Genomic DNA, 14,898 nt, shown 5'->3' with positions numbered 1-14,898 from the left:
CGATGTAAATAAATTTAATCTTTGAACTTGTTCAAGCCTGAATAAGTTGTAGGTAAGGTTGATAAGTCCGATTATACCTGTTGTTCTTGCTATTCCTACAGATTTAACCGCAAGCCCGTTCATACTTTGTTCCATAAAGCCAAATACGTGTTCTACTCTTATTCTTGTGATGTCATATTATTTTCGTGTTAAATTATACGCAAATATACATATAATCGCTTGAATAACAATAGTTTAGATTATGTGACACACCATTAAATATTTTTTCTAAAGACTTTACTAATTCAGTCAAATCAGCACCAGTCTTCTTCAACTGCTCTAAGTCAATATTCTTGGGGTCAATTCCCATTTCCTTTAAAAATTGTTTGGGATTTTCTAATGCTTTTTTTTCATAGCATCTTTATCTTGCTTGGCATTTGCTATGATTTTCTGATAATTCTCAAAAATATTTTCCATATTGATTAAGCAAGTTCTGATTTGTCTCTGAAAAAAACTAATTTTTAGAACCCACCGAAAGATAATCGGTCAAGTTTTTGAATAATTTGAGAAAACAGAGTTATATTTGCCATGAGAGGTGTTTTTTTTTGTCAAACCCAAATTTACAAAATTTGGGAAAAATTAGACCTCCCTTTTTAAAAATATTTAGGGCGCTATTGATCTTGAAACAATTTTATGGCTTTATTATTGGTTGAATTTTAGTCAATTAAGTTTCTTAGGTTGTATATCTATACAAAAAATGTTAATTTAGCGAACTTTTTGTAATTCTTTAAGTTATTAGGATTACGCACAAAAATGAACTAATGTATGTCTGACAATCCATTCAGCAAGAAAAAAAAATCAGATTCCGGAAATGGTAACTTAGGAGGCGGAGGGCGTTCTCCGGGAAATTTATACTGGATATACGGACTAATAATCCTCTTTATTTTGTTCTCATTTCTTTTCTTACCGGATAGAAAAAGTAATGATGAAATAACCTTTTCCTATTTTAGTGAAAAACTGGTACCGCAGAAGTTGGTTGGTAAAGTAAATATCGTAAATGATAAAAATGTAGAGGTTTTTTTGACCAAAGAAGCCTTAGAGATGGAGGAGTTTAAAAAGATAGCAAAGCCCGGTTTTTTTGCAACAAACTATCCCACCTTTACGTTCAAAGTAGTATCTGGAGGCGATTTTGAAAAATATTTACGGGAAAATCGTGTTAATTATGAAGTAGTTGAGCGGACGGATTACTTAGGGCCAATTATCCAATTTATGCTTTTAGTGGGGGTTTTGATAATGATATGGGTTTTCTTTATGCGCAGGATGGGTTCCGGCGGCTCCCAAATATTTAATATCAGCAAAAGCAAGGCATCTTTGTTTGACAAAGAAAATAAAGTACGGGTTACATTCAGCGATGTAGCCGGTTTAGAAGAAGCAAAAGAAGAAGTTATTGAAGTGGTTGAGTTCTTGAAGAACCCAACCAGATTTACCCGCTTAGGCGGTCATATTCCCAAAGGAGTTTTATTGGTAGGCCCTCCGGGAACTGGTAAAACCTTATTAGCCAAAGCTGTAGCCGGCGAGGCGCAGGTTCCTTTTTTCAGCCTAAGCGGCTCAGATTTCGTAGAGATGTTTGTAGGCGTTGGAGCAGCTCGAGTACGGGACTTATTCAAACAAGCCAAAGAAAAAGCTCCTTGTATCATTTTTATTGATGAAATTGATGCCGTAGGACGCAGCCGGGGGAAGAATAACATTACCGGTGGAAATGATGAGCGCGAAAACACCTTAAATCAGCTCTTGGTAGAAATGGACGGTTTTAACACTGATTCCGGTGTGATTTTGATGGCCGCAACTAACCGCCCTGATGTCTTAGACAACGCCTTATTACGCCCCGGCCGCTTTGACAGACAAATCGCCGTAGATAGGCCGGACATCAAAGGACGTGAGCAGATTTTTATGGTACATCTTGCCCAAATTACGAAAGCCCAAGATATAGACGTAAAAAAATTAGCCTCCCAGACACCCGGATTTGTCGGTGCAGATATTATGAACGTTTGTAATGAAGCGGCTCTAATTGCTGCCCGAAAAAACAAAAATGCCGTTGGTATGGATGACTTCCAAGATGCCATAGACCGCGTTATTGGAGGCCTCGAAAAGAAAAGCAAGATAATTTCTCCCGAAGAAAAACAAATCGTTGCCTATCATGAAGCCGGCCACGCCATAACCGGTTGGTATTTAGAGCACGCCGACCCCTTAGTAAAAGTAACCATCGTTCCACGAGGCATCGCAGCGCTTGGCTACGCCCAATACCTTCCCAAAGAACAATATCTTTATACCTACGAACAACTTTTTGATAGTATCTGTATGGCTCTGGGAGGTAGAGCAGCCGAAGAAATTGTGTTTAATAAAATTTCAACCGGTGCCCAAAATGACTTAGAGCGCATCACTAAGCTATCTTATGCTATGGTTACAATCTACGGAATGAATCCCAAAATAGGCAACATCTCTTTTAATGACCCTCAAAATGAATATTCGTTCGTAAAACCTTATTCTGAAGAGACATCCCGTACTATTGACGAGGAAGTCCGTAAATTAATCAATGAGGGTTACACACGAGTTATTCGGATGTTACAAGAAAAACGCGCTCAATTAGAAGCTGTAGCACAAGAACTGTTAGAAAAAGAAGTGCTGTTTCAAACGGACTTAGAACGTCTGATAGGTCCCCGTCCATTTGATATTCCTAACCCAAAAGAAGTGCTGGTTTGATACCCAAACCAAATAGTATCTTTATTGCCTCAGATTTTCATTTAGGGGTTCCTAATGCTGAGGCAAGTCGTTTACGGGAAAAAAAAATAGTAGCATGGTTGGAGCGTATTGCTCCTTTTGCAGAGTCTATTTTACTGTTAGGAGACATCTTTGACTTCTGGTTTGAATACCGCCACGTAGTTCCCAAAAACTATGTGCGTCTATTAGGAACCCTTGCGAGATTACGTGATTCGGGAATAGATGTTCAAATTTTCTCTGGAAATCATGATTTATGGTTACGGGATTATTTTCCACAGGAACTGGGAGTCCCTGTGTTTCATACACCACAGCAATATACTTGGTTTAGCCGCAAATACTTAGTTGCTCATGGAGACGGACTTGGCCCCGGTGATACTGGGTTTAAGCTAATGAAAAAAGGTTTCCAAAACCCACTATTGCAGTTTTTATTCCGAAGTCTAATACATCCAGATTGGGGAATCGGGATTGCTAATTACTTTTCCCAAAAAAGCCGTAAAGCACATCAAATTGCGGACTCCATAGATTACGGAGAAAAAGAAATGCTGTATCAATATGTGCAAAAAAAAATACAGGAAACCTATCCTATAGATTGTTTTGTATTTGGGCATCGTCATTTCCCTAAGATTGTTCGTTTTTCTGAAAAATACAGCATGGTGATTTTGGGAGATTGGATAAATCATTTTTCCTATCTGCAAATCACTAATGAATCTCGAATTTTATTTAAATATGAAGCGGGGTCTTCGGATATTATTTTATCCAAAGACCCCGCAGATTCATAAAATCAGCTACTTATTGTTTTATCATTTTTATAGCACCTAAATTATTCCCTGTTTTGGTGGTAAGTTTCAGCAAATAGACACCTTGCGGCATATCCGTAAGATTAACTTGAACCGGTGCATTATTGGTTGTAGTAATAGTTTCATTTTTAACTACTTGCCCCATTACATTTAACCAAGTGAGTTGTATTTCTTCGTTAGTTTGTTCTGAAAACTTGAGTGTTAATTTATCAGAAACCGGATTTGGGAATGCGCTAAAGCGTGTTGTTATATTTTCGGATAAAGCGGTTGTGGTTTGAACTGTAAAGCTAACTACCCGTGTATCAACAGTGATGATTACGGTTTGGTTAGCGACATTTGGATAAACCATTGGATTATTTTCATCTGCGCGATTTTCTACATCCGTTGTAACTCGATATTGCTTTGTAGGATCTAAGCTATAGAATCCAAAGTTGCCATTAGCATCGGTGTAGGTATAATCAACGGCGTTGTTATTGCCATCTAGCAAGATAACTAAGATGTTAGGCATTGGGTCTCCGAGATTTTGGGTTTTGTTAGCTCCTTGTGCGACCGAACCTCCTATAAATCCAGATCCACCCGGGTTATTTCCGCGAATCATATAAATATGACGATTCTGATTAGCCCCCGGGACTACAATGTTAGTAGCCTGTACCCAATACAGAGATTGCCCGTAATATGTTGGGATAAAATCAGCATAGTATGGGGTGCCGGGCATTAAAGCAGCTTTTACAAAATAATCTCCACTGAGAACGTTGTTAAAGGTATATCTTCCGGCACTGTCGGTTAATGTGGAATCCATAGCCGTAAGTGTCCAAACTCCGTTGATAACGCCCAACTTAATAAGCCAAACTCTTGCACTTGTGCTGCTGAGTAATGTATTTTGTGCAACCACAATTCCAGAAATTGTATGTGAGCTATTGGTATTTACCGGAGCAGTGAATGACCCACAAGAAGTTACTGCGGCACATCCTCCTGAAAATGAAGCTGTAACACAGATTTGAACAGTAGTACCCGGAGCAATTGTAACTAAATTTGGATTTGTAACTATATTGTTATTCATTGTCCAGACATATTGAGCATTCGGGCGAGAGCTGTGTGCTACCAAACGATAAGTGCTTGAAGCAGTTGGGTTAGGTACTACTGTAAAAGAAACAGAACAAGCCGATGTAGTGCCCACTACAATAGTATCGCAAGCAGAAGCAATGCAGTTATTTGAGAAATAAGCAGTTACACATATTGGGTAGGTTCCGGGAGGAACATTTGGTACCGAAATTGAAGCTCCACCTGATAGGTAACGGCTTCCTATTCTCCAAGTGTATTGTACTCCGGTTCCGGGTGTAGATGAGCCGGTTGCAGTTGCATTTACGGTATAGGTATTTGTACTGGTATTGGGAACTGCATTGGCAGAAATAGCCACTTGGCAGGTCGCCGGGTTTGCATTAATAACCAATGTATCACAATATACAGCTCTGCAAGAAGTCCCCGAAATAAAAGCCTCTACACAAACATGATAAACGCCCGGCATAAACGTCATGATAGGATTAGACGCAGTAGAGGTTTGGCCATTGCCAAAAGTCCAAATATAGCTGGGCACAACAGTAGATGAGTTTATACCGGAAAAATTCGGCGTAAATAAAATTGTATTTCCTGTTGAAGCATTTTGGACTGTGTATGTATATGATACGGAACAATTTACATTATTTGGCTGCACATAGAAACTATCGCAAGCTGAAGCCGTGCAGTTGCTTGCCGTAGTCATGACTACACATACTCGGTTCCAGCCACTTTGGAGTTGCATGGTTATAGGGTTGCCTTGATAGGTAACAAAAGAAGGAGAATTATTCAACTGCCATCTGATGGATGTAATAGAATCTCCGGCTGCTGTCTGTGGGTTAGCTTGAAAAACCCACAGGTGAGCGTTTGTAGTGGCATTACCGGAAATCTGAACAGAACAGCTATTGCTGGATCCGCCACTAACTACTACGGTAGTGGTAGTAGTGCTACTGCAGCCGGTTATGGTTGTGATTGTTAAGCTAACGACATGGGGGCCTGCGGGCAGATTGGTAAGGTTTAAGTTTTGGGTAGTACCTGCGGCTATACTGTCAATTGACCAGAACCAAGAAGCTACCGGGTCATTGGGGGCCGTTTGGGCAGAACCCAAAGCGTGAAGTGTATTGGGTTGGGTTGAAGTATAAGAAAATGTAGCATTACATTGGCTGCCGCCTCTCACAGTATCACAGAACGTAGCACTGCATCCCCATTGTGTTCCTATTTGTAAACAAACAACTCCTGAAGAATTTCCTAATTGAAGTAAGGGATTTTGGGTAGTATCAATAATAGTTCCTGCATACATCCAGCGCCAGGATATAACTTGGTCAGCAGAATCCGCCGTATTGGCAAAGCCTATCATTCGGAACACACCATTTCCCGCAGGTTGGTATTGAAAACCCGCATTGCACGTGCCTTGGCAGCCTACCTGAAAATTTCTCGTTACCGTTAGCTGATTAGGCGTAAATATAACCGTATCAATATTAGGTGCTCCCGTAATAGACGTACAAGTTCTGGCAGATACTTCTATGTAGGCATTATTGGGCGAGGTCCAAGTAACCGAATGACTATAATATCCTCCCTGATTGGTATAAATAGTTTGTGGACTACCGCTAAATCCCAACAACCGAACATAAACCGGATAATTAGCTAAACCAGAATTATTTGCATCAGATACGCGACCATTTAGCGTATAAGTAACCTGAGCCATGAGTAAGGTTGGTAGCAAACAACAACCTAAAATCCATAAAAAAACAGCATTAACTTTCATAAGTCTAATATATTTTTAATTATACAAACCTACGTGAACACAATCACAATACTGAAGATTTTATACCGATATGAAATTTTTATCTTTTGAAACGAAAAAAAATTAATATGAATAGTATTAAGGTACATTTATCGGTATTTAAAATTACTCTTAACGGCCAATTAGTAGCAGCGATATTTGGTTTTATGTACTTTTGCCGCAACAGTTAAATTCTTTTTCAGCTTAAAATCAAGTTCATAGTACCCTAAATAACACCGATAAATGCCAAAAATAAATCTGTATATCTCTGATAATAAATCAATCATGATAAAATCAACTACCTTTTTATGTTTATTATGCTTTTGGATAATTACAGTAACTACCACAATCGCTCAGGTTATTGTACCAGATACGGTTGTAAGAGCGCACAGGCACTTACACCCTTCAAATCCAAATCCCGTTTGGAAACAAACAAGTAATGGTTATTTCAAAGCTGAATTTTATGATGATAGACGAGTAATTTATGTTTACTACAAAGAAACCGGAGAATGGTACGAAACCAAACAGGAGATTTTTGAACAAGATTTACCACCACCCATTAAGCGGGTATTACAGCTAAAGTTTATCCCTAAATATGAATTCAATGATGCGACCTTAATAACTTCCCCTAAGGGCGTTACCCACTACGAAATCGAGATGGAACGCGCTGAAAGCGAACTTTCTGATGAACTACTTATCCTCAGAATCAAAAAGGATGGTACTATCATCGGGAAAAAAACCAAAAAAGATGAGGCAGAATAATGTTACGGTCTTGGATGAAAACTTCTAATAACTTCTTGAAGATAACTTTGGTCTAAGTGCAAATAAATCTCTGTCGTTGTAATTGATTCATGCCCAAGTAATTGCTGAATTACTCGAAGGTCTGCTCCGCCTTCAATTAAGTGCGTAGCAAAGGAATGTCTTAATGTATGGGGGCCAACGGATTTATGAATGCCGGCTTGCTCAGCAGCCTGCTGCACAATGATAAAGACCATATTTCGGGTGAGTTGCTTCCCTCGTCTATTCAAAAACAAAATACCTTCATATCCACGCTTAGCTTCCTGATTTAACCGAACTTCGTTTAAATAATTCTGTACAAAGCTACAAGCACTTTCTCCTACCGGCACAAAACGCTCTTTGTTTCCTTTTCCCAAAACCCGAATCCATCTTTCAGAAGCATAAAAATTTTGTATTGATAAATTTGTTAGTTCTGAAACACGTAATCCGCAGGCATACAACAGCTCAATTATGGCTCGGTTTCTAAGCCCTAATGGCGTTTCTGAGTCAAAAGTAGCCAGCATCTTATCAATTTCATCAACAGAAAGTAGTGTAGGCAAATGTACCGGAAGTTTAGGGCTTTCCAATAATTCTGCTGGATTGATAATTTCTGGGTTGTCTAACAGCAAAAAACGATAAAATGCCCGAACAGCAGCGGTAGCTCGAGCTACTGAAAATGTCGAATATTTACGTATTTGGGTTAATTCTTCCAACCAAAATAATAAATTTTCATAACTAACCAACAAAGGATTGGATATATTTTGTTTATCCTGAATTTCCGCAAAAGTAGTTATATCATTTGTATAGCCAGTTTGAGTATGTATAGATAACTGCCGCTCTACCACCAAATAATCTGAAAATAAAGCTATTGCATCTTCCCAAGAAATCATCATCGCTTCCATAAAAACTGCGACTAATTTACAATCCGGTTATTATCTATAATCCTTAATATAAATCATTTATTATCAGTATTTTCTATCCACCATTTCATCGTAAACGGATGTTCAACTTTGCCATAGGTTTTAGTATAAATATTAAACAGTCCTTTGTAGGGAGCTTTCCAGCTTATCTGCCAAGAAGAATCCGGCATTGATTTCCAATGTAGCTCCTTGGATAATTTATGCTCATCAAAGGTGGTAGTCGCAAATACAAAAACAGCTACATCATTCGGGAAGCCCCAAGATTTAAAGAAAAATGTTTCATTATAATCCATTGCTAACCAATAGTTTGTTGATAATCCATTCGATTTAACTATCGTATTGTATGGAATAGAGGGGAAACCTTCACTCTCGTAATCTTTGGTTACAACCATTTCTCTGGGATTTTTGGAAACGCTATTCCATGAAGGAATGGAAACTGGGTTGTTATCTACCCAAGAAACAAAGTAGCCAAAAAGCCAGAAAAAGCCGCCGGCAATTATAGTTGCATAAAACCAAAATCGTAGATTTTCTTTTATTTCTTTTCTAAATCTACTTTCTGTTTCAAATACTTCTTGGATTGTTTTAAAATGCCAATTTGCAAAGCCTGTTAATTTTTTGCGCCACTTTTCAGGCAAGGTAAGGATATTTTCTGCTTGGCAATAGGAACAGACAGCGCAAACTGCCCCCGGCGATAATTCTAAAGAGGCACCACAACAACGGCACTTCGCATCATTTTTACCGGAATCCGGAAAATGAGCCGAAAGACTCGCCTGTAACGTCTTTTTAAGATCCACAAAATCTTCAACATAAGCATTTAACACTAAGGGAAAAATCAAAAAAACCGATAATGCAACAAAAGTTAGTGCGTAAACATTTCCCGGCCCATAAACATCAATTAAATTGATATGGATATAAGGTGCAATGGTATAGTAGATAAAATAAACCATAAACAAGGCAATAAAAAATGCCGCCCCGCTGATATAGAGCGCAATCATCAAAATTATTCCCAACGTACCAAAAACAATTTCAGATACATTGTACCACAGCAAAAACAAAGGATTGGGAGGTTCACTGACTTTTTCTAACAAAGCCTTAGCTTGCTCCAAACCTTGTTCATGTTTCTTTTTACTGGCAACTAACTCACGGTATTCATCTGGTATCGGATTCTCGTTCCCGCAAGAAGTGCAAATAGCAACCTTATTTTCTGATAAAACAACCGGAGTGCCGCAAGAAAAACAATGAAGTGGGGTAAGTACCGGCTTAACGTTTTTAAAATCCCCCAACTCCTGCTTAAATACTTTTGTCTGTTTCGCCATCGCTTTACTTAATTAACGTTCCCTAAACAATTATTATCCTATACAAACTTAGAAAAAATTTTAAACAATATAAAATTATGTAATTAATTTATTATTAATGATTTGTATGATTTTGTTAGCCTTGTGTTCACGCTACCAATACTTTGATAAAGATTTAAGCGGCTATTAAGCTGATGCTCGTGAGTGAAGTGTTGATATGGAAATGGAACTTTTCTTTACGTCTTACTTCACAGTGGCTAAGACCTAAGTGCTGTTTAGCAGCCCGATACAGAAACTCAATCTGAAACCGAAGATTGCTTCTAATTAAAAATTAGACTTTATATAAGTTAAGGTTTTATGAGAACAAAGATATTAGGTGGGTTCTAAGAATTAGTTTTTTTATTTTTAGAACCCACCTAATGAACAGAAGAATTTTTCTGGGAAAACTGCTAAAAAATATCATTGAAAATCAGATAGTTGATTTCATATAAACTTTTTATTCATAATCTCTGTCAGCTGTATTTTGCTTTTAATTTTAATCATCATTACTAAGTAAAAATACCGAAATCATGTTAGTCTTTTGGTTTGCATGATATTGTGTTTTTTGCTAAAAAATAAGTACCTAATTTCGCTGGAGATTTTATTTACATTAAAACTCATTATTTTACCCAAATTCACAATGATTTCTGCTTTAGAGGCAAAAGAAAGCAGTTGGTTACTGATTGATAAAGAGCTTCATTGGACATCTTTTGATGTAGTAGCTAAGATACGCAATACACTAAAAATCAAGAAAGTAGGCCATGCCGGAACCTTAGATCCGCTGGCAAGTGGCTTGCTCTTAGTTGCAACGGGTAAGAAAACTAAGGAAATTTCCCATTTTATGGGGCAATCCAAAACCTACATAGCCAATGTACGCTTTGGCGCAACAACTCCCTCCTTAGACGCAGAATTTCCAGAAGAACAAATTATACCGGATTATATTCTGGATACCAATCAATTAGAAAGCAATCTATTAAAATTTAGAGGAGAAATTGACCAAGTTCCGCCGATATTTTCCGCCATACATATTCAGGGAAAACGTGCCTATCATTTGGCAAGAGTTGGTAATGAAGTGATTATGCCTACCAGAAAAGTAACTATTTATGAATTGAGGATTCTTTCTACTGGGCTTCAAAGTGCAGAACTTTATGTTAAATGCAGTTCTGGAACCTATATTCGGTCATTAGCACGAGACATCGGTGAAATCTTAGGTGTTCCGGCTTATTTAAGTTCCTTACGCAGAACTCACATAGGGGATTTTGACATAAAAGATGCCTATACCGTAAAACAATGGATAGACTACTGGAAAGATTCGGCAGATATGTAAAAGCAAAAGTTTTATGCCTTTAATCCATTAATGTATTAAATTTGATTACAAAAGAAATTTACTCATAGATTGGTATATTTTTTGAAAAGTTAATCTTGTATTTTTGTGCTAACTATGTGGCTTAGGTATTTTTTTATTGTGTGCTTTTTGCTAAGGGTTAGCTACTGGAGCTATTCCCAACAAATGGTTTCAGAAGTTTCTACGTTTGCCGGCGGAAATGGATCTGGTTTTGTAGATGGCTTAGGGACTTCTGCCCGCCTTAACGGACCTAATGGTATCGCTATGGACGGTAACGGAAATATCTATTTTTCTGATGATAACAACAACGCCGTCCGAAAAATCACCACAAATGGAACCGTTACAACTCTTGCGGGAAACGGAATAGCCGGCTTTAAAAATGGATTGGGAAAATTTGCCCAATTTAATGGCCCCAAGGGCCTTGCCGTAGATAAATTCGGTAATGTCTTTGTAGCTGATTATAACAACCATTGCATCCGAAAAATCACTCCGGACGGAATCGTAAGTGTATTTGCCGGAGTTCCACTGGAAGGATTTCAAAATGGAGAAACACAAGAAGCCCGATTCAGATACCCGATTGGCCTCTGTATTGATAAAGCCAGAAACCTATATGTGATGGATATGGGAAACAACGCCATCCGAAAAATTACACCAGAAGGAAAAGTAACAACCATTGCCGGAAATGGCCTCCCGGGCTACGCAGACGGACAAGGAAGCAGCGCACAATTTAACGACCCACTCGGAATCTGTATTGACGCAAATGACTACATCTACTTAGTTGATAGCAGAAACCGATGTATCCGTATGCTAACTACAAGCGGAAAAACCACCACAATTCTGAATAGCAAACTTACCGGCTACAGAGATAGTACCGGAAAAGTAAAACAACTGAACTTTGCGAACTCCGCTTCAAACTTTGCCGGCGGAATCTGCACAGACTCAAAGGGAAACTTATTCATCGCTGACGGCGGCAGCAACACCATCGTTCAAGTTGATTTGAACCGAAAAGTACTTTGGCGTTTAGCCGGTACCGGCTCTGTCGGACTCGTAAATGGGCACGGCGAAGATGCCCAATTCTATGACCCCGTTGAAATATGCCACAACGGAAAAGATGCCAGCTTCGTATGCGACTTTAAAAACCATGCTATCAGAAAAATAACCATCACCTACAAATATCCCCCTCCCCCTCAACAAACTAAACCCAAAGAAGAAATTGTCTTAAAAGGTACAGTTACAGATGCCAAAACAAATGCACCCCTTTCTGCCGAAATTAAACTAATAGCAACAGACACCATAGCCCAAATAACCCTTCGTACCTTAGAAGCAAAAGGAGGCACTTTCAGCCAAATAATCACCCCAAATACATGGAATATTGAAGTCAAAAAAGAAGGCTATTTGCCATACAGCTACTCCGTTCCCAAACCTACCGGAACCTATAACCACGAAATTGTTGTGGGTATTAAGCTAAATAAAATTGAAAAAAATGCGAAATTGGTGATGCGCAACGTTTACTTTAAATATGCATCAGCAGAATTACTGGAAGAATCATATTACGCCTTAAACCAAATTGCAGATTTTTTAAAGGAAAACCCAAATTTAAAAATTCGCATTGCCGGGCATACCGATAGAGGTGGCACACCAGACTATAATCTTCGACTTTCTGAAGCCAGAGCTAAAAAAATTGTTGATTATCTGATAGTGGCCGGAGTTCCCAAAACTCAACTTAGCTACATTGGTTATGGTAATACACGGCCAGTTGCTTCCAATGACACCGAAGAAGGACGCTCCCAAAACCGCAGAGTCGAATTTGAAATTACTGACGATAACGCCAAATGAATACCCAACTAAATTTAACAGCTGACTTTTTAGACCAGATTCAGCAATGGCAAACTATTTTAATCAATCAAATCCAAAAAACCGGTGAATTTATCCGGCAAGAACGGTTAAAATTCAGTGGCGACCGCATCGAATTTAAAGGAAAAAATAACCTCGTTTCCTATGTAGATAGAACTGCCGAAGAACAACTTGTTTCTTGCTGCCAGCAACTAATCCCTAATAGCGGATTCGTTAATGAAGAAACAGGTTCAAAAAATTTACATCACGACTTTATCTGGATCATTGACCCACTGGACGGCACTACAAACTTTATCCATGGAGTGCCTTTATACTGCATTAGCCTCGCCTTGCAATACAAACAAACATTGGTATTGGGAATTATTTATGAAGTAAATCGAGCAGAACTTTTTTCGGCAATAGCTACACAGGGTGCTTTTCTGAATGGGAAAAAAATAACCGTAAGTACAGAAACAGCGATTTCAAATTCACTTATCGCAACCGGATTTCCGTACACCCGTTTTGAGCATATTGCAGATTACTTAAAGATGCTCAGCAACGTAATGCAAACCGTTCGCGGGCTTCGTCGCTTAGGATCTGCCGCCTTAGACTTAGCCTATGTAGCCTGCGGACGCTTCGACTGCTTCTTTGAAGCCCTACTAAGCCCATGGGATATTGCCGCCGGAATACTAATTATCCAAGAAGCCGGCGGATTTGTATCTACTTTTGACGGAAAAACATTTCCCCTATGGGGAAAATCTATCGTAGCTTCTAACCAAAAAGTGCATACACAACTTATAGAACTATTGGCTGAAGTTGCCCAGCATGAACTACCTTAACAAAACAACTGCTGAAAAAAACAACTTTTGCTGAATAATCTTATTCAGCAAAAACAATCTAACTTTACACAATTCGGATGAGTAATTACCGTTTAACGCAGTCCACTACAAACTTAGGTTGTAGTTGCAAATTAGACCCCGGTGTTTTGAGCGAAATAATAGAATCTTTACCCAAAACAAAACACGATTCATTAATTGTAGGATATGACGGAAGAGATGATGCGGCAATCATTGATATTGGTGCAGATATTTATTTAGTAAACACCGTTGATTTTTTCACGCCTATTGTGGATGATGCGTTCATCTATGGAGAAATTGCTGCGGCAAATGCGATTAGTGATGTTTATGCGATGGGCGGGAAGCCCGTTTCTGCTGTTTCGATATTGGGCTGGCCTGTTGATAAAATACCTATTGCGGAAGCCGGCCAAGTATTGGCAGGCGGAAGCGCTACCTGTAACCGCGCACAAATTCCCTTAGCCGGCGGGCACAGCATCGCCTCCGCCGAACCCTTTTTTGGATTAGCTGTAACCGGCATTGTTGGTAAACATAACTTTAAACAAAATAACACCCCACAACCCGGCGACTGGCTCTTCATAACAAAGCCAATTGGTACCGGACTGATAACCAAAACGAAACGCTTAGATCCGAGTTTTTCGGAAGAGTTTTACCAAGAAGCAGTTTCGTCTATGCGCAAACTCAATTCTTTTGGGGCATTGGCAGCCAATATCTCCGGTGTAAATGCTATAACAGACATCACTGGATTTGGTTTAGGAGGGCACCTCTTGGAGATGACAGCCAAACTTCCCCAGCATATCGCTAAGATATTTGTACCCAATATTCCAACGCTGCCGGGTTTTCTTGATATTTATTCTGAAAAGCAGCCTCCCGGCTTAGCTAATCGTAATTGGAAATCTTTTGATAACCGCGTTAAAGTAGAAGACACTTTGGGCTTTACCTTAGCCAGCGACCCCCAAACTAACGGCGGACTGTTGATAGCACTAAACCCAAGTAGCTGGCCAGATGTTCTTCAAGCAGCAGCAGATGCTCAAATACCTCAAAATTGCTTACAACCAATTGGAATATTTGCTGAAAAAAATATCTCCGAAAGTGTTTCTTTCATCAACCAGCCATGGTCATAAAAGGGTTTTTGGCTTAGAAAGTAGAATGAAATTTTTGGCGATAAAGGGTAACTTTATCGCCAATGCCAGAAGTTGAAATAACGGTTACTTGCCCTTGACGGAAGTAATTGAATATATGTACTACTATCAACTTTTGTACATATATTCGGCTGACGGTTTTCAAATGCCGTGCTCCCGCAAATATACCAAACGATGTGGCGTCAATCGTAACCGATCCGATTGAAGTAACTGCTATCATCAACGAACTGAGCGTGTTGCATAACCTCTAAATTTTTAAAAAAGCCCAAATTTTCTCCCGTTCAAAATAAATTTTGATTTTTT

At 38.9% G+C, this 14,898-nt stretch carries 11 protein-coding genes; 7 read left to right on the top strand and 4 right to left on the bottom strand.

Annotation, left to right across the window (positions count from 1 at the left end):
- On the bottom strand, positions 1 to 162 hold a 162-nt coding region (locus LC115_13030; GenBank protein ID MCZ2357591.1), incomplete at its 3' end, for a transposase.
- A 642-nt stretch (positions 163 to 804) separates the two neighbouring features.
- Here LC115_13030 and ftsH point away from each other — a divergent pair.
- Positions 805 to 2,739, top strand: coding sequence for an ATP-dependent zinc metalloprotease FtsH (ftsH, locus tag LC115_13025; protein ID MCZ2357590.1), 1,935 nt, complete (start codon positions 805 to 807; stop codon positions 2,737 to 2,739).
- Positions 2,736 to 3,536 (top strand): UDP-2,3-diacylglucosamine diphosphatase, encoded by an 801-nt coding sequence (locus tag LC115_13020; protein MCZ2357589.1) that lies wholly within the window; start codon positions 2,736 to 2,738, stop codon positions 3,534 to 3,536. Before ftsH ends, LC115_13020 begins: the two co-directional genes overlap by 4 nt.
- A 10-nt stretch (positions 3,537 to 3,546) precedes the next feature.
- Here LC115_13020 and LC115_13015 read toward each other — a convergent pair whose 3' ends face one another.
- Positions 3,547 to 6,372: a T9SS type A sorting domain-containing protein gene (locus tag LC115_13015; GenBank protein MCZ2357588.1), complete on the bottom strand. Its 2,826-nt coding sequence runs from the start codon at positions 6,370 to 6,372 to the stop codon at positions 3,547 to 3,549.
- A 303-nt stretch (positions 6,373 to 6,675) separates the two neighbouring features.
- On the opposite strand from LC115_13015, the gene LC115_13010 reads away from it, so the two are divergent.
- Positions 6,676 to 7,152 carry a PepSY-like domain-containing protein gene (locus LC115_13010; protein ID MCZ2357587.1) on the top strand — a complete coding sequence of 159 codons (477 nt, stop codon included), beginning with the start codon at positions 6,676 to 6,678 and terminating at the stop codon, positions 7,150 to 7,152.
- Positions 7,153 to 7,154: 2 nt separating this feature from the next.
- Here the strand turns inward: LC115_13010 and LC115_13005 are convergent, their stop codons facing one another.
- Positions 7,155 to 8,069, bottom strand: coding sequence for a tyrosine recombinase (locus tag LC115_13005; protein MCZ2357586.1), 915 nt, complete (start codon positions 8,067 to 8,069; stop codon positions 7,155 to 7,157).
- A gap of 53 nt (positions 8,070 to 8,122) precedes the next feature.
- Entirely contained in the window at positions 8,123 to 9,403 is a 1,281-nt protein-coding gene (locus tag LC115_13000; GenBank protein ID MCZ2357585.1) for a hypothetical protein, read from the bottom strand.
- Between the two features lie 658 nt (positions 9,404 to 10,061).
- Here LC115_13000 and truB point away from each other — a divergent pair.
- From truB to selD, 4 genes are all read left to right on the top strand, one after another.
- Positions 10,062 to 10,748, top strand: coding sequence for a tRNA pseudouridine(55) synthase TruB (gene truB, locus LC115_12995; protein MCZ2357584.1), 687 nt, complete (start codon positions 10,062 to 10,064; stop codon positions 10,746 to 10,748).
- 183 nt (positions 10,749 to 10,931) lie between these two features.
- Positions 10,932 to 12,602, top strand: coding sequence for an OmpA family protein (locus LC115_12990; GenBank protein ID MCZ2357583.1), 1,671 nt, complete (start codon positions 10,932 to 10,934; stop codon positions 12,600 to 12,602).
- Positions 12,599 to 13,438, top strand: coding sequence for an inositol monophosphatase (locus LC115_12985; protein ID MCZ2357582.1), 840 nt, complete (start codon positions 12,599 to 12,601; stop codon positions 13,436 to 13,438). The genes LC115_12990 and LC115_12985 overlap by 4 nt, the downstream gene beginning before the upstream one ends.
- Positions 13,439 to 13,515: 77 nt before the next feature.
- Positions 13,516 to 14,577 (top strand): selenide, water dikinase SelD, encoded by a 1,062-nt coding sequence (gene selD, locus LC115_12980; protein MCZ2357581.1) that lies wholly within the window; start codon positions 13,516 to 13,518, stop codon positions 14,575 to 14,577.
- The last annotated feature ends 321 nt before the right edge of the window (positions 14,578 to 14,898 follow it).

This window comes from Bacteroidia bacterium, assembly GCA_026932145.1.
Lineage (GTDB): Bacteria > Bacteroidota > Bacteroidia > J057 > JAIXKT01 > JAIXKT01.
The sequence above is the reverse complement of the archived record's forward strand: the minus strand, read 5'-3'. Positions and strand labels throughout refer to the sequence as shown.